General features: G+C 69.6%; 15 protein-coding genes. 7 read left to right on the top strand and 8 right to left on the bottom strand.

Annotated features, from left to right (window positions below):
• Positions 1-193 precede the first annotated feature (193 nt).
• Positions 194-1,018: a TIGR02452 family protein gene (locus tag ACGFYN_RS26765; protein ID WP_393868405.1), complete on the top strand. Its 825-nt coding sequence runs from the start codon at positions 194-196 to the stop codon at positions 1,016-1,018.
• Positions 1,019-1,178: 160 nt separating this feature from the next.
• Here the strand turns inward: ACGFYN_RS26765 and ACGFYN_RS26770 are convergent, their stop codons facing one another.
• Positions 1,179-1,592: a cupin domain-containing protein gene (locus tag ACGFYN_RS26770; protein WP_393868406.1), complete on the bottom strand. Its 414-nt coding sequence runs from the start codon at positions 1,590-1,592 to the stop codon at positions 1,179-1,181.
• Positions 1,593-1,708: 116 nt separating this feature from the next.
• Here ACGFYN_RS26770 and ACGFYN_RS26775 point away from each other — a divergent pair, with 116 nt between their 5' ends.
• From ACGFYN_RS26775 to ACGFYN_RS26790, 4 genes are all read left to right on the top strand, one after another.
• Entirely contained in the window at positions 1,709-2,389 is a 681-nt protein-coding gene (locus tag ACGFYN_RS26775; protein ID WP_393868407.1) for a helix-turn-helix transcriptional regulator, read from the top strand.
• Between the two features lie 43 nt (positions 2,390-2,432).
• Positions 2,433-2,861 carry a hypothetical protein gene (locus ACGFYN_RS26780; protein ID WP_393868408.1) on the top strand — a complete coding sequence of 143 codons (429 nt, stop codon included), beginning with the start codon at positions 2,433-2,435 and terminating at the stop codon, positions 2,859-2,861.
• Positions 2,862-2,930: 69 nt separating this feature from the next.
• Positions 2,931-3,518: a chloramphenicol phosphotransferase CPT family protein gene (locus ACGFYN_RS26785; RefSeq protein WP_393868409.1), complete on the top strand. Its 588-nt coding sequence runs from the start codon at positions 2,931-2,933 to the stop codon at positions 3,516-3,518.
• 55 nt (positions 3,519-3,573) lie between these two features.
• A complete protein-coding gene (locus ACGFYN_RS26790) occupies positions 3,574-3,861 on the top strand; it encodes a hypothetical protein (protein WP_393868410.1) in 288 nt (95 codons plus the stop codon).
• Between the two features lie 27 nt (positions 3,862-3,888).
• Here ACGFYN_RS26790 and ACGFYN_RS26795 read toward each other — a convergent pair whose 3' ends face one another.
• The 4 genes from ACGFYN_RS26795 to ACGFYN_RS26810 all read right to left on the bottom strand — a co-directional run bounded on the left by ACGFYN_RS26795 (position 3,889) and on the right by ACGFYN_RS26810 (position 7,778).
• Positions 3,889-4,335 (bottom strand): type II toxin-antitoxin system PemK/MazF family toxin, encoded by a 447-nt coding sequence (locus ACGFYN_RS26795; RefSeq protein ID WP_393868411.1) that lies wholly within the window; start codon positions 4,333-4,335, stop codon positions 3,889-3,891.
• Positions 4,336-4,445: 110 nt separating this feature from the next.
• The gene (locus ACGFYN_RS26800) at positions 4,446-5,933 is read right to left on the bottom strand and encodes an SPFH domain-containing protein (protein WP_393868412.1); all 1,488 of its coding nucleotides are present in this window, start codon (positions 5,931-5,933) and stop codon (positions 4,446-4,448) included.
• A 175-nt stretch (positions 5,934-6,108) separates the two neighbouring features.
• A complete protein-coding gene (locus ACGFYN_RS26805; protein WP_393868413.1) occupies positions 6,109-6,327 on the bottom strand; it encodes a hypothetical protein in 219 nt (72 codons plus the stop codon).
• Positions 6,328-6,353: 26 nt separating this feature from the next.
• Complete coding sequence (locus tag ACGFYN_RS26810; RefSeq protein WP_393868414.1) at positions 6,354-7,778, bottom strand: amidase; 1,425 nt, start codon at positions 7,776-7,778, stop codon at positions 6,354-6,356.
• Between the two features lie 646 nt (positions 7,779-8,424).
• Between ACGFYN_RS26810 and ACGFYN_RS26815 the strand changes: the two genes are divergently transcribed.
• Positions 8,425-10,365 carry a tannase/feruloyl esterase family alpha/beta hydrolase gene (locus ACGFYN_RS26815; protein WP_393868415.1) on the top strand — a complete coding sequence of 647 codons (1,941 nt, stop codon included), beginning with the start codon at positions 8,425-8,427 and terminating at the stop codon, positions 10,363-10,365.
• A gap of 254 nt (positions 10,366-10,619) precedes the next feature.
• Here ACGFYN_RS26815 and infA read toward each other — a convergent pair whose 3' ends face one another.
• The 3 genes from infA to ACGFYN_RS26830 all read right to left on the bottom strand — a co-directional run bounded on the left by infA (position 10,620) and on the right by ACGFYN_RS26830 (position 13,203).
• Positions 10,620-10,844 carry a translation initiation factor IF-1 gene (gene infA / locus ACGFYN_RS26820; RefSeq protein ID WP_393868416.1) on the bottom strand — a complete coding sequence of 75 codons (225 nt, stop codon included), beginning with the start codon at positions 10,842-10,844 and terminating at the stop codon, positions 10,620-10,622.
• A gap of 88 nt (positions 10,845-10,932) precedes the next feature.
• Positions 10,933-11,697 (bottom strand): GNAT family N-acetyltransferase, encoded by a 765-nt coding sequence (locus ACGFYN_RS26825; protein WP_393868417.1) that lies wholly within the window; start codon positions 11,695-11,697, stop codon positions 10,933-10,935.
• Positions 11,698-11,862: 165 nt separating this feature from the next.
• A complete protein-coding gene (locus tag ACGFYN_RS26830) occupies positions 11,863-13,203 on the bottom strand; it encodes an MFS transporter (protein ID WP_393868418.1) in 1,341 nt (446 codons plus the stop codon).
• A gap of 775 nt (positions 13,204-13,978) precedes the next feature.
• Here ACGFYN_RS26830 and ACGFYN_RS26835 point away from each other — a divergent pair.
• Entirely contained in the window at positions 13,979-15,994 is a 2,016-nt protein-coding gene (locus ACGFYN_RS26835) for a discoidin domain-containing protein (protein ID WP_393868442.1), read from the top strand.
• The last annotated feature ends 21 nt before the right edge of the window (positions 15,995-16,015 follow it).

Genomic DNA, 16,015 nt, shown 5'->3' on the forward strand with positions numbered 1-16,015 from the left:
CGCACAAGGGTGCGTATCGGCACGTTCTGGCTCGGTAATCTCCTCACTCCACGCGTTCGCCAGACCTTTCCCGGCCGTTCGCGCACGCGGAAACTCTGTTGCACGGCATGTCCAGCATCGCCCAGGATCGGTCCATGAGCACGACGGGGGAAATCGCGCGGCGCGCGGGCATGGCGCTCACGGGGGTGGCGCCATGAGCGCGCGCCTGCGCGGTATCGCGCAGCAGACGGAGCAGATCGTCGCGGCGGGGGTGTATCGCGCGTCCGACGGGCGCGAGGTGTCGATCGCGGGAGCCGTCGAGGCGGCTCGGGCGGGGACGCGGATGTACGGGCCGGATCCGGTGACCGTGCCATCGACGGCCGGCACCGACACGTTCTTCGAGGTCACCGGCGAGAGCAGCCTGCAGGCCGCGCGCCGGCTCGGCGGCGAGGTCGCGGTGCTGAACTTCGCGTCGGCCCGCAACCCCGGCGGCGGATACCTCAACGGCGCCCAGGCGCAGGAGGAAGCCCTGTGCCGCGCCTCCGCGCTGTACACGTGCCTGGTCGAGGTCCGGGAGTTCTACGACCACCACCGAACCCACCGCGACCCGTTCTACACCGACCGCGTCATCCACTCACCGGCGGTTCCCGTCTTCCGTGACGACCGCGGCGTCCTGCTGGACGAGCCGTGCACCGCGGGCTTTCTGACGGCGGCGGCTCCGAACGCGGGCGTGATCAGGCGTACGGCACCGGAGCGCGCCGACGAGCTGCCGCAGGCCCTGGCCGTGCGCGCGGAGCGGGTGCTGGAGACGGCCGCGGTGCACGGCTATCGCCGACTGGTGCTGGGCGCGTGGGGCTGCGGGGTGTTCCAGAACGATCCGGCACAGGTGGCGGGCGCCTTCCGAGCACTGCTCGGACCCGGTGGCCGCTTCGTCGGCGCCTTCGAGCATGTGGCGTTCGGGATATTGGACCGTACGGCGGGCAACACGGTGCGCGGGGCGTTCGTGCGGGCGTTTCCCGAGCGGCAGCTTCAGCCGTAGAGGGGCCGGCGGTGTGGTGAGGCCCCCGCAGACGGGGGATGCGGCGGGGGCCTCGTCCAGGTAGACGGATGGATGGGCCAATGAGTTCCTGACCGGCGCGATGACTTTTGCAGTGCGTTTTGTCAGCGCGCTTCGTCAGTGTGTTCCGCAGTACGTTCTGTCAGCGCGGGCGCCCGATCTGCATGCCGGGGCGGCGGCGGTGGACGGTCAGGTAGGCGAGGCCGTCGTCGCCCGCGGCGATGCTGCGGGTGGATCCGTGGGGGAGCCAGACCAGCGCGCCGGGGCTGAGGGGCTGCGGTTCGTCGTCTACGTGCCGGCCGCCGAGGGAGCCGTAGCCGGAGACGACGAGCAGGAGCACATCCAGGTCCGGCTCCGCGTGCGGGGCGACATGGCGGCCGGGGGTCAACCGGACGAGATTGGCGTCGAGTTGGCGTCCGCTCTCGGTGAGCTTCCACGCGATGGCGGCCTCGGTCGGTGCCGCGTCGGCCAAGGCGGCGGTGTCACAGAGGATGCGCGCGGTCGGTCCGTCAGGCCCTTCGTCCGCTCCGTCGCCCTGTGGCCCGGCGCTGGTCATCGGCTGCCCCTTCCCTCCTGCTCACCTGTCACACAGCTTGCCGTAGAATTATTACAGGCGCTGTTTGGAGAAAAAAATCCCAGGTGGGATACCGGGTCGGAGAGGGGTGAGCTGGCGTGAAGGGTGCGAGCGCGCGCATCAGCCCGCGTCGGCGCGAGGTCCTCGACGTGCTGCGCGCGGCCTCGGGTCCGCTGGGTGTCGCGGAGGCGGCCGAGCGCCTCGGTGTCCATCCCAACACCGTGCGGTTCCACCTGGAGACGCTGGTCGAGCAAGGGCTCGTCGTGCCCGAGGTGCTGGAGCCCTGCGGGCCGGGGCGCCCGCGGACGGTCTACGCTCCGCGCCCGGGCATGGACCGGGGCGGAACCCGCCGCTATCAGATGCTTGCGCGGATGCTGCTCGGCCAGCTGGCGACCACGGGACCCGACGCGCGCTCCACGGTCGTGGAGGCGGGGGAGGCCTGGGGTCGTTCTCTGGCGGATCAGTCTTCGCCGGCGTCCGAGCGGCCCACCGCCGCGGAGTCGGTCTCCCGGCTCGTAGGCCTGCTGAACGACCTCGGCTTCGACCCGGCCGCCTCCACGAGCGCCGGTGAGGAGGGTGGAGCGCCGTCGCTGATCCGGCTGCGGCACTGTCCTTTCCTCGAACTCGCCGAGGAGCACGGTCAGTTGGTGTGCCCGCTCCATCTGGCCCTGATGCAGGGGGCGTTGGCCGAAATGAGTGCCCCACTGACGGTGACGGACCTCGAACCGTTCGCGGAACCCGACGTGTGTCTGGCCCACTTGGCGCCCGCACCGCAGTAACCGCAGTAAACGGCAGACGGCAGATTTCAGAAAGGCGCGCTTGATGTACCCCACGTGGGCCGCGGCAGCGGTCGCGATGACCTTCGTCTGGCTCGGCATGGTGCTGGCGATCTCGTTCCTCGAGGCACCGCTGAAGTTCCGCGCCCCCGGCGTGACCATCCCCCTCGGACTGGGAATCGGTCGGCTCGTCTTCCGGGCGCTGAACCTCGTCGAGGCCGCACTCGCCGTCGCGATCGTGATCGCCGTCGCCGGTGATGCGTCGACCGCGGTCGTGACACCTGTCGTCGCCGCGGTGGTCCTGCTCCTCGCGCAACTGCTCGTGGTACGCCCGCGACTGAACCGCAGGTCGGACCGCATCCTGGCGGGCGAGGGCCTGCCCCGATCGCACGAGCACTTCTACTACGTCGGCCTGGAGTTGGCGAAGGTCGCGGCGCTGATCGCGCTGGGCGTGGGCCTGTTGACCATCGGCTGACGGCACAATGATCGGATTCCACCGAGGTGGGCCGGTGGCGGCGGTGGTGGCGGCGACGAAGGAGACCGAATGCCGGGACTGATCATCTTCCTGAACGGGACGTCCAGTTCGGGCAAGTCCAGCATCGCGAAGGAACTGCTGCAGATCCTGGACGAGCCGTACTTCCACATGCCGGTGGACGCCTTCCACGCGATGCGAACGCGTCGAGTGGTCAGTCCGGAAGAGTTGCCCGACCTTCTGCGGCGCACATGGATGGGCTTCCACCGGGCAGTGGCCGGGATGGCCGCGGCCGACAACAACGTGGTGGTCGACCATGTGCTGAGCGAGGAGTGGCGGCTGCCGGACTGCCTGGGACTCTTCAGTGCCAGGGATGTCGTCCTCGTCGGCGTGCGCTGCTCGCTGGAGGAACTCCAGCGCCGTGAACAGGCACGGGGCGATCGCCCGGAGGGCCTGGCAGCCATGCAGTTCGAGCGGGTCCACGCGCACGGCCTGTACGACCTGGAGTGCGACACCACCACGGCCGGTGCTGCTGACTGCGCCCGGCAGATCAGTGCCTTCCTGCAGCAGCGGCCGACCCCGACGGCGTTCGAGCAGCTCCGGACGACGCTGCGCCCGGATCTGGCGGCCCCTGGAAGAGAGGCGGTAGCACTGTCCTGACCTCGTTACTGTCAAGGACCCGACAGCCGGGCGCAGTCAAGGAGAGGCCGTCAACGTGTCGATACGCCAGACCTTCGCCAAGCTCTTCGAGAGCACGGCCGAGAGTCCCGACGGCGACTCGTTCGCCGTGGAGCGCGCGTGCCAATGCTCGCCGCAGTGGCCCGGCCTGGAGACGACGGCGAACGGTCACATGCTCCCGGCTCAGCCCTCCGGCCACTACAGCGTTCTGACGAACCCGGAGGTCGGCCCGTTCGTGGCACGCTGCACCGGCTGTCAGGCTCGTTATCCCGACCCATGGGTGATCCCGCAGGGTGCGCCGATGCCTTTCGACTGGGCTCGTTAGAACTCTGGCCCCGCGACTCCGCCGGCCTCAGCTCCAGCCGTAGCGCTCCGCCAGCCGCTGCCGGACCAGGTTGAACCGGCCCCGGTCCAGAGCGCAGGCCTCGCGGCGCATGCCGTCCTCGTGGAGGCGCAGGACGCGGTCGACGTCGATCCAGGAGTCGCGGCCGGTGCGGTCCCAGGGGCCGCTGCCGATGGCCACCCACTCCCGGTCGCCGTCGTGGCGCTTGCTGGAGAGCTGGACGGCGAGCAGGGTGCCGGCGGCCTCGCGGGCGACGACGAGGACCGGGCGGTCCTTGCCGCGGCCGTCGTTCTCCTCGAAGGGCACCCAGGTCCACACGATCTCACCGGGGTCGGGGTCGCCGTCGTGCGCGGGGGCGTACTCGGTACGCACCTTGCCGACCTGGCGCGGGTCGGCCTCGGTCGTGGCGGTGGCGCCGTAGCGGCCCGGGACGTTCTCATCGGTATACGCGGTCACGAGGGCACCTTAGACGGAGAGGGTGTCGGCCTCTGACAGCGCCTGCGCAAAAGGCCGGGGGCCCTCGGAAGAACCGAGAACCCCCGGGCACGCTGCGCGGAACTTGCCCCCTATCCCTCCTTCTCCACCGGCACCCGCTGCGCCGGCGGAGCCGCGATCCCGTTCAGGGACGGTGAAGTCTCCTTCGGTGTCTGTCCGTTCTGATTCATCGAGGCCAGCAGCTGACGGGCGAGGCCGAGGCCGGTGCCGCCCATGGTGAGCGCCTTGGCGAGCATGTCGGCCATGCCGTCGGCGCCGTTGAGGACCACCATGTTGTCGACGCTGCCGAAGGCCGACGCGCCGGCCTTGACGATCTCCGGCCAGTTCTCGGCGAGTTGCTGCGCGACGACCGCTTCCTGGTTCTCCGCGAGGGCCGCGGCCCTCGCCTTGATGGCCTCGGCCTCGGCGAGTCCCTTGGCCTTGGTCGCCTCGGCGTCCGCCAGGCCCCTGGCCTGCGAGGCCGCCGCCTCCGCCTCACCGGTGGCCCGTGTGGCGGCCGCCATGGCGGCACCACGGGCCTTGGTCGCCTCGGCCTCGGCGCCCGCGGCCGCCTTGACCCGGGTCGCCTCGGCCGCCGCCGCGAGCTCCGTCTCCTTCGCCTTGGCCTGGGCGCCGGAGATACGTGCGTCGCGCTCGGCCTCGGCCAGCGTGCGCTTCTCGTAGGCCATGGCGTCCGCCGGCTTGCGGACGTCGGCCTGGAGCTGCTGTTCCCGCCGGTGCGCCTCGAGTTCGGCGACCCGCGTCTCCTGGACGACGACCTCCTGCCGGGCCGCGGCGTCGGCGAGCGGGCCCGCCTGCCGGGCCTGTGCGCCTGCCTTGTCCCGTTCGGCCTGGTAGCCGGCCTGCAGGATCTCGCTGTCCCGGGTGGCTTCCGCCATCCGCGCCATCGCCTGCTGCTCGGCTTCCGTGGCGAGCCGGTTCGACTCCGCCTGCGCGATCCGCGCGTCCCGCTGTACGGCCGAGGCATGCGGCAGAGCGAGGTTGCTGATGTATCCGGTCGGATCCTCGATCTCGTGGATCTGCAGCGAGTCGACGATCAGGCCGAGCTTCTCCATCTCCGTGCCGCAGGCCGCGCGGGTCTGCCCGGTGAGCTTCTCCCGGTCGCGGATCATGTCCTCGACCGTCAACCCGCCCACGATGGACCGCAGATGACCGGCGAAGACGTTGTGCACCCGCTCCGACATCAGCTTCTGCTGGTCGAGGAACCGGCGGGCAGCGTTGGCGATCGACACGAAGTCGTCGCCCACCTTGAAGATGACCACGCCCCGCACCTTGAGCGGAATGCCCTGGTGGGTCACGCAGTCCACATGCAGTTCGGTCTCGTTCAGGTCGAGCGAGAGCTTGCGCACCGCCTGCACACCGGGCAGCACCAACGTGCCGCGTCCGGTGACGATGCGGAAGCCCATGCCCTCCCCGAGTCCCTCCGTCTTGTGCTTGGAGCCGGAGATGATCAGTGCCTCGTTGGGTTCCGCGACACGCCACATCAGCTTGAACAGACCGATCAACGCGGCGATGGCAACGACGGCCACCCCCGCAACGACGCCGACGATCATCGGCATACGCCCCCTTTGAATGGTGCCCTTTCGGCACCGAACGAAGGGAGTGTGCTCCTGCGCGGAGCCCGGTAGAAGACGCTGACGAATCCTTGTCGCGTTCTTGACGCGCAGCCCGCCAACAGGCTCTCACCTGCGTGAAGTTGGGCTCACCTGTTAAATCAAGTGCTGGCTCGGGTGCTCAACTGTCGTATGCCTCAGTGACGTACACCGTCCTCGGCGGCAGGTACTCCACGACCATGACCACCGTGCCCCGCTCCATCCGGGTCGTCCTGGTCGCCGCATAGGCGAGGAAGTGCTCGGCACCGCCCCGCACCCGGACGATCACCTCGCCGACGAGTCCGGGCCCGACCGTTCCGGTGACCCGCCCCATGAGCCCCACCATCGACGCATCGTCCATGGTCACAGGGTACGGGCGGAACGGGCCTACGCCGCCGGGGAGTCGCTCACCGCGAGTTCCGGCGGCCACGCCTCGTGCCAGCGCAGCTCCGCCTCCAACTGCGCGGCGAGCGAGATCAGCAACGGCTCGCTGCCGGCCGGCCCGAGCAGTTGCGCCCCAACGGGCAGGCCGCCACTCACGAACCCGGCCGGCACATTCACACCGGGCCAGCCCAGCACGTTCCACGGCCAGGCGTACGGGCAGGCGGCGATCATCGCCCGGTCGGTGGCGAAGCCGCTCAGTTGAAGCATCGAGCCGATGCGCGGCGGGGGAGCGGCCGTGGTCGGCGCGAGGATGACGTCGTACGACTCGAAGAAGCCGCCGATACGACGGTGCAGCACCGCCTCCGCACGCCGCGCCGCCCTCAGCGGTGCCCCGCCGAGCAGCCGTCCCAGCCGGGCGGCGTCACGGGTGCGCCGGTCGAGCAGCGCCGGGAAGGGTGCCTCGCCCACGCGCTCGGCGAGACCGACGGTGGCGCGGGGGATGAAGGTGAGCCCGATCTGCCCGTACGGCGGGTCGGCCTCCTCCACCACATGCCCCAATCCGCTGACTCTCTCGGCGAGTTGGACGACCCGAGCCCGCACTTCCGGCTGCAGGCGCGCGGGCAGGGCGGTGAACGGCGGCTTGAGGGCGAGCGCGATACGCAGCCGCCCGGGTTCCCGCCCGACCGCCTCGAACGCGTCGATGCGGGGTGGCTGGTGCGGATCGCGCTCATGGTTGCCGCTCGCCGCGTCGAGCAGCAGGGCCGCGTCCGCGACCGTACGGGCGAGAGTGCCGTTGACGGTGATGCCCTGGAAGGACTCGCCGCGCGGCCAGGTCGAGATGCGCCCCCGCTGCGGCTTGATGCCGATGAGGTGGGTCCAGGAGGCGGGGATGCGCACGGAGCCGGCGCCGTCCGAGCCGAGGGCGGCGGGTACGAGCCCGGCGGAGACGGCGGCCGCCGACCCGCCGGACGAGCCGCCGGGTGTGTGCTCCGGATTCCACGGATTACGGGTAGCGCCGAAAGCCGGCCCCTCGGTGAACGGCCACTGCCCGAACTCGCAGGTGTTGGTCTTGCCGATGATCACGGCCCCGGCCGCACGCAACCGCCGTACGGCCTCCCCGTCTTCGGCGACCAGCGGAAACTCCCCGTCGCAGCCGAACGCGGTCGGCTCGCCGGCGACGTCCATGTCGTCCTTGACGGCGACGGGCACGCCGAGCAGCGGCTTCCGCACTCCGGCGGCGAGCTCCTTGTCGGCGGCGTCGGCCTCGGCGAGAGCGGCCTCGGCCCGCACGATCCGGAAGGCGTTGACGGTGGACCGGCTCGCCTCGATACGCGCCAGCGCCTGCTCGACGAGCACCCGGGAGCTCACCTCCCCGTCGGCCAGCGCTCGGACGGACTCCGCCAGGCCTGCGGCACGGTCGAGCGTCATGGGGGACCTCCGGTTGCACGGGGCGTTGTCTACTGAACAGTAACGTCCGTGAGGTGGAGGGGGAACGGGCTCGACGGGGGCTCGCAAAGGTGAGGGCGATCCGGCAGGCCAGATCGTCGGCGTGCGCCGCGCTGGAGCGTCGGCAGGGCCGATGGACGTCCACGACGCTGCAACTTTCGCGGTTCCGGACTGGATACCCCGACGTCACCGATCACCGTGGCGCTGACTTTGCCGCTCCAGAGCATGCTCGACCCCGCGGGCGGCCTCGCCCCCGGCGACCCGCGGCGCATGGCCGGGCGCGTCATCGAATCCGCCGCCGTCGAACCGACCCCACTGTGCATGCGCTCCGGGGCTACGGCATGCCCCGTGCGGTGGAGGCTACCGGCCTATGCCTCGATGTTGTGCGACTTCTTGACTGCGGTCGCAGAACTGCCCTACATTCGCAACGCTCCCGATCATCCCGCGTGTACTGCTGATCTCGTCCGCGGGTTTTCCTCTCCTCGGCCCAGCTCTCCCCGCGAGCTGCCCCGGCCGGCCCTACCCGTCAGGAGATCCGTGTGTCCACCACAGTCGGCAACACTCCGGAAGCCGCGACAGCGGGCCCGGCGCTGACCCCCGGAACACTCGTCGGCGGCCTGATACCCGTGTGCCTGGAGCAAGTTGGTCTCGCCGTGCCGGCCACCTCAACGGCCTGTTCCAGACGAATCTGCACCCGGTCGGCTCGCAGCTGACCTGGATCACCGGCGCCTTCCTGCTCCTGGTGACGGTGGTGGAGCTGACGTTGGGTCTGCTGGGCCCGGCCGGTCACCCGCCGACCGGATGCCACCTCTCCTGCACGCCCTCTCCTGCGCGCTCTTTCCTGCGCATCGGCACACCTGGCACGACACAGAACTCCTGGCGCGCCTCCCCGCGCCGGGCCGGCATATCCCGCATTGGAGTCCCAGTGAGACCGAACAACCGCACATGGCTGGGTCGTTCAGCCCTCTCCGTCTCCGTTCTCCTCGCAGCGTCGGTCGTACAGTCCTCGGCGGCCGGTGCCACCGAGGTCGGCGCGCAGGGCGCGGAGAGTCCGCGGATCAGCTGCGCGTCCCTCGCCGGAGCGCAGATCCCGGCGAGCGCCATCGCACTGCGCACCGACGGCGCCACGATCACCTCCGCCACCCTCGTCGCCGCCTCCGGCACCCTGCCCGAGTACTGCGCCGTGCGCGGCACGGTCAACTCGGTCGACGCCTCCGCCCCCGACATCGGCTTCGGCGTCGACGTGCCCACCCAATGGAACGGCTCCGCCTGGCAGTTGGGCGGCGGCGGCAACGACGGATCGGTCCCCAACCTGGCCGTCACCCAGCTGGGCCAGGGCTACGCCGTCTACGGCGGCGACTCCGGCCACCAGGGCCAGGGCGTGGCCTGGGCGTACAACGACGAGTCCTGGCTGAACTTCTCCTACCAGCAGATCAAGAAGACCCATGACGCCGCCACCGACGTCCTCAAGCTCGTGTACGGCCACCAGCAGAAGCTGAACTACTGGCAGGGCACCTCCCAGGGTGGCCGGGAAGGCCTGGAGGCCGTCACGCGCTTCCCCGACGACTACAACGGCGTCGCGGTCACCGTCCCGCTGGCCGACTTCTCCAGCCTGATGCCCAACCCCGTCTACCTGGGCTCGCGGCAGACGACCGGCGCCACCTGGATCGCGCCGGCACAGCAGACCCGCGTCGCCCGCACCGTACTGTCCATGTGTGACGGCCTGGACAACGCGGTCGACGGCGTCATCAACGACTACGCCGCCTGCAACCACAAGGCCGATCCCGACACCCACGCCTCGGACGCCTTCTACGCCAAGCTGCGGTGCACGACCCAGGACACTTCCGGCGACTGCCTGTCCGCCGGGCGGATCGACACCCTGAAGAAGATGTACGGGACCCTCGCCTATCCCTACCGGCTCGCCAACGGCCGTACCGACTACGCCGGTTGGGGCACGGGCATGGAAGGAGCGAACGGCTGGCTGTGGAGCTCCACCCAGCCCACCACCACCCAGACCGCAGGGTTCGGCATCGGCTGGCCCGTCCTGCAGGCGCACCTCTCCGGTACCGATGCGGGCACCTACGCGGTCGGTGACTTCGGCCTTCTGAAGGAGAAGGACACGCTGCGGCAGATGTCGTACCAGCTCGACATCTCCAGCGACCTGGACCGGTGGATCGCCCGTGGTGGCAAGCTGCTGATGGTCACCAACGCTTCCGACGCCATCTCCAACCCCCGGGCACAGATGGCCCTGTATCAGCGCTGGGCCACGGCCTACGGCCACAAGGCACTCGACCGGCACGTTCGGTACTACGTCGACCCGAACCAGGGGCACGTCGGCGGCGGCAAGGACGCCACCGGCGCGACACTGCCCTCGACCATCGACATGGCCGGCTACCTGGTCAACTGGGTGGAGAAGGGCGTCGCCCCCGGCAAGTCGCTGATTGCCTACAACACCAGCGACCCGGCCACGGCCACGTACTCCAAGCCCGTGTGCTCCTACCCCACGTACCCCCGCTACCGCGGCACCGGCGCCCTGACCAGCGCGTCCAGCTACACCTGCGCTTCCTGACCGGGCAAGCTCCAGCTCTGGCCCGCTCCAGGTCGGGCACCCAGATTTCGAAACGGGCGCCGGCCGGGACCTGGACGAGCAGATGGTGCGCGTGACCTTGGGTCCCAGCCGTACGGCTGCGAACGTTTTGAGGAGCTTCGCACCGTACGCCTGGCGAACGTCTCAGTGGCCCGGGCCGCGTGGGCTGTGGACCTCACGGTGATCACGGTATCCGAAGCGTGCGTCCGGGGCTCCCGGACGCACGCTTCCGAAGCTCAGTTGCGGTAGCGGTAGAGGATGCGGCCGCGGGTCAGGTCGTAGGGGCTGAGCTCCACGAGCACGCGGTCGTACGGGAGGATCTTGATGTAGTTCTTCCGGATCTTCCCGCTGATGTGCGCGAGCACCTGGTGCCCGTTCTCCAGCTCCACCTTGAAGTTGGCGTTGCGTAGGCATTCGATGACGGTGCCCTCGATTTCCAGGCCGTTAGCTGTTCTTGCCAAGGTCTCTCTCTTCTCGAGTCGGTGAGTCGGTGAGTCGGTGAGTCGGTGAGTCGGATGGGGTCGGTTCGTTTCGGTGCGTGAGCAGGCGTCAGCGGTACACCAGCTCCAGGTAGCTGCTCGATCGCCGGGCGCCGACGCCCTCGAACAGCGCGATCGCCGCGGTGTTGGATTCGTCCACCTCGGCCCAGGCGGAGTCGATCCCGTCCCGATGCAGCGTCCTCAGCGCGTGGGTCAGCAGCGCCCGTCCGATGCCACGGCGGCGCTGATCGGCCCGTACCGCGAGCAGCCCGATCCGCGCCCGGCGGCGCACCGGCACAACCCGGACCAGACCGACGTACTCACCGTTGCAGACCGCGACAGCGTACTTCGCCGGGTCGACCAGCGTGCACCCGGCCGGGCCGGTCAGCAGCTGGGCCGGCATGGTATGCCAGCCGACGGTGGCTTCGACTTCCTCGCGAATCGCGCGGTCCAGCGCGCGCAGCGGGCGCTCGTCCGCCTCGCCGGCGGGCAGGATCGTGACGTCCGCCGGGAGCTGCAGCGCGTCGAGCCCGGTTCGGCGCGGGTGACTGGGCAGGACGTACTCCCGCTCACGGCGTCCGACGACGAATCCGAGCCGCTCCCAGCTCGACCTCAAGTCCTGGTCGGCCTCGCCGACCAGTGTGTAGAGAGGCTCGGGCAGGGCCGCCAGCATCGCGCTGGCGAGCTGGTCGAAGAGCGCTTCCTGCCATACGTCGATGCTGATGAAGAGCCGTCCGTCGGGCCGGTGGGATGCATCGCCGCAACCGGCGATCAGCCCCTCGGCCACGGCCTCCCACCGGGCCTCCGCGACCCGTGTGATCGTCACTGTGTTCATAGGTGTTCGCCTTTCAGGAGTGCCTGGTTGGAGAGGCGCTCCCGACGACACCTGGGTCAGTCGGACACCGTGACGGTGAGAGGGAGCACCCACCTCGATACAGCGTTCATGGGTCTCACCTCCTCCGGCACGTCACGGTTCGACCGCAAGCTATCAGCCGGATCATCAGTCTGGCCAACCGTTTTCCGGGTCCGGGCTCGGAGTCTCCGCCTGGGCGGGAAGCGTCCGGCCCAGGCGGGCGAGCGGGGACGAGGCCATCAGTGCCGGCGACAGCAGCATGCCCGCGGCGGTGACCAGGAGGCCGGTGCGCGTCCCCCACGCTTCCGCGAGGAAGCCGCCGAGCAGTGAGCCGAACGGGGTCAGCCCCATGCCGACGAAGTTGATCGTCGCGGCAGCGCGGCCTTGCATCGCGTCCGGAGTGACAGTCTGCCGGACGGCCATGACCGTGACATTCACCAGCTGACTGAAAGTCCCGAAGACGAAGTTGACCGCGAGAAGCGCGGGAACCGTCACGGCGGGGCTGCCGTCCAGCGCGGGCACGAACAGAAACACGCCGTCGCCGAGTGCCGCCGCGGACACGAGGACGACGCCGTACCCGAAACGGCCGGGCAGACGGGCGGCCAGCAGCGCGCCCAGGAGCGCACCCGGTCCCGTCGCCGCGAGCGTCAGCCCGACGGCGGTGCCCGACAGGTGCAAGTTCCTTGGCAGGAACAGCAGATAGACGGTCATCACCGCCGCGAACGAGAGCTGGAAGGCCGCCGATGCGAGGCACACCGTCCGCAGTGAGGGGGCGCCGGCGACGAAGCGGAGGCCCTCCTGGATTCGCCACCGGAGCCGGGGAGGGCGCTGCGAACGTTCCCGAACGCATTCGCGGCGACCGATCCGCCGGATCGACAGGAATGACACCGCGAAGAACACGGCACTGGATGCGGCGGCGATCGGCGCCGAGAGCATGGACACCAGCGCGCCACCGAGGGCGGGGCCGCCGATCTGCGCGGCGGACCGGCTGCCCTCGAGCGCGCTGTTGCCCCGTACCAGCTGATCGCGTTCCACCAGCCGTACCAAGGACGCCTGATACGCCACGTCGAAGAACACGGACAGCGCTCCGACGGCGAAGGCGATCACGAGCAGCTGCGGCAGGCCGAGCGCACCGAGGAGACCGGCCACGGCTGCGGCGCTCAGGGCCAGGGCCCGGCCGGCGTCGGCCAGCACCATCAGCGTGCGGGTACGCCACCTGTCCACCCACGCGCCGACGAAGAGCGACAGCAACAAGATCGGTGCCTGTCCCACGGCTCGCAGGGCGCCCAACTCACCGGCATCGGCGTGGAGCGTCAGGACGGCGAAGAGCGGCAGAACCACCAGGCTTGCGTGTTCCCCCAGTTGGGAGGCAGTCTGGCCCGCCCAGAGCCGACGGAAGTCCAAGTCCCGCCACAGGCCTGACGGACGACCAGCAGGCCGGCCGGAACGGGACGCGGAGGCGGGAAGGGAAGAGGAGGAGGACGGCACAAGGACCCCTGAGATCACGGAAGACGAGACCCGCCACCCGGCACACGACAGACAAGGTGCACCGGGCCGTTTCAGGCAGCGGGAAAGGAAGGCTCGCTGTGCCGCGGATCAAGGGCAGCACGCGATGACAGGCCGCTCACGGCCACAGATGTCAACGCGTGCTCTGACGACCGACCATGTCCTCGCTCCTCGCTCCTCGTGTACCGCTGGAGTCGCTCGCTGCGCGAACACTAACTTCCACTCGGCCGCGCCCGAAAGGCGAATAAGGCCGGGCAGGCGCGACGGCAAGGAGTCCGGCATCTCGCGCCGGCCTCTACGGATACGGCACCCAGGCGCACAGCGCGCGGTGCACGCCCCGAGATCTCAGCCGCTGACGACCTCGCGCTGGAGTGCGGGAGTGCGGGAATCTGGAACTGGCTCGGGACCGGCGGCCGGCGCACCAGGCGTTCGGTCAACGTCTCCCAGGCGTCTCCCAGGAAGGCGCCGGTCTCTGTGACCCGGTACCAGCGACTTTCCGGCAGCAGCTGGCCGCCGGGCTCGCGTCAGTCGGCTTCTCCGGCTCGCAGCCGTTCGCCGGAAACGCCGCTCTCGTTGACGCTCATCAGGTCAAGCGTCCCAGACACTTGACTCCGCAAGCGACCGCCGCGATCCTCTCCCATGCATTGTGCGGGTCATGACAACCTGATGGGTCGGTCGAGCCCGCCATCCCTCCGACCAAGGGGCGTGGGCCGTGACGCTGACTCGACGCTGGTATCGGCGACGCAAGAACGTCACCATGCTGTCGCTGCTCTTCCTGGTGCTGGCCATGGCGCTCGGCCCCGCGCCGAGTTCGGTGGCCGCCGACGACTGGTGGGACCCGGCCGCGCGCCCGAACCCGGACTCCCAGATCGACGTCACCGGTGAGCCGTTCACCGGCACCAACTCCGCAGGCGACGTACGGGGGTTCGTCGACGCGCACAACCACCTGTTCTCGAACGAGGCCTTCGGCGGGCGGCTGATCTGCGGCAAGGTGTTCTCCGAGCAGGGGGTCGGCGACGCCCTCAAGGACTGTCCCGAGCACTACCCCGACGGCACCCTCGCGATCTTCGACTACATCACCCACGGCGGCGACGGCAGGCACGACCCGGTCGGCTGGCCGACCTTCAAGGACTGGCCGGCGTACGACTCGATGACCCATCAGGCCGACTACTACGCCTGGGTGGAGCGCGCATGGCGTGGCGGGCAGCGGGTGCTCGTCAACGACCTCGTCACCAACGGCGTGATCTGCTCGGTCTACCCCTTCAAGGACCGCAGCTGTGACGAGATGACCTCGATCAGGCTGCAGGCCAGGATGACGTACGCCCTGCAGGACTACATCGACAAGATGTACGGCGGCCCGGGCAAGGGCTGGTTCCGGATCGTCACCGACAGCGCACAGGCCCAAGGCGTCATCAAGCAGGGCAAGTTGGCGGTCATCCTGGGTGTCGAGACCTCCGAGCCGTTCGGCTGCAAGCAGATCCTGGACGTCCCGCAGTGCAGCAAGGCAGACATCGACAAGGGCCTGGACGAGTTGTACGGGCTCGGCGTGCGCTCCATGTTCCTGTGCCACAAGTTCGACAACGCGCTCTGCGGGGTCCGCTTCGACTCCGGCGGGCTCGGAACGGCCATCAACGTCGGGCAGTTCCTGTCGACCGGCACCTTCTGGCAGACCGAGAAGTGCACCGGTCCGCAGCACGACAACCCCATCGGCAACGCGTCCTCCAGCGCGGAGGGGGACCTGCCGGCCGGCGTGAAGGTCCCCTCCTACGACAGTGACGCCCAGTGCAACAAACGCGGGCTCACCGACCTCGGCGAGTACGCCGTGCACGGCATGATGAAGCGCAAGATGATGCTGGAGATCGACCACATGAGCGTCAAGGCGGTCGGCCGGGTGCTCGACATCCTCGATGCCGCCTCCTACCCCGGCGTCATCTCCTCGCACAGCTGGATGGACCTCAACTGGACCGAACGCGTCTACTCGCTGGGCGGTTTCGTCGCCCAGTACATGCACGGTTCGGATGGGTTCGTCGCGGAGGCGAACCGCACCAAGGCACTGCGCGACAAGTACCACGTGGGCTACGGCTTCGGCACCGACTTCAACGGCGTCGGCGACCACCCCGCCCCACGCGGCGCGGACGCTCCGAACAAGGTCACGTACCCCTTCAAGAGCGTCGACGGCGGCTCGGTCATCGACAAACTCACCACCGGACAGCGCACGTTCGACTTCAACACCGACGGCGGCGCCCACGTCGGCATGATCCCCGACTGGATCGAGGACATCCGCAAGAACGGCGGCCAGGACGTGGTCAACGACCTCTTCCGCGGCGCCCAGTCCTACCTCGACACCTGGGGTGCGACCGAGCAGCACCAAGCCTCGGTCAATCTCGCCGACGGCAAGACGGCGACGGCCAGTTCGTCGGAATGGAACCCCTTCACCAGCTACCAGCCGGGGCGGGCCGTCGACGGCGACAGCGGCAGCCGGTGGGCCAGTGACTGGAGCGACGACCAGTGGTGGCAGGTCGACCTCGGCGCCACCAACCGGGTCGGCCGCGTCACGCTGGACTGGGAGCGGGCGTACGGGAAGTCGTACCGCATCGAGGTCTCCACCGACGGCACGAACTGGCAGACCGTCTGGTCCACCACCTCCGGTGACGGCGGCCTGGACACGGCCAAGTTCAACGCCACACCGGCCCGCTACGTCCGCATCCACGGCCTCGCCCGCGGCACCGGCTGGGGATACTCACTCAAGGAAGTGGGCGTCCACAGCGCCTGATTGAGGTATCGACAACCGAGG

It is taken from the genome of Streptomyces sp. NPDC048419 (assembly GCF_043200415.1).
Lineage (GTDB): Bacteria > Actinomycetota > Actinomycetes > Streptomycetales > Streptomycetaceae > Streptomyces.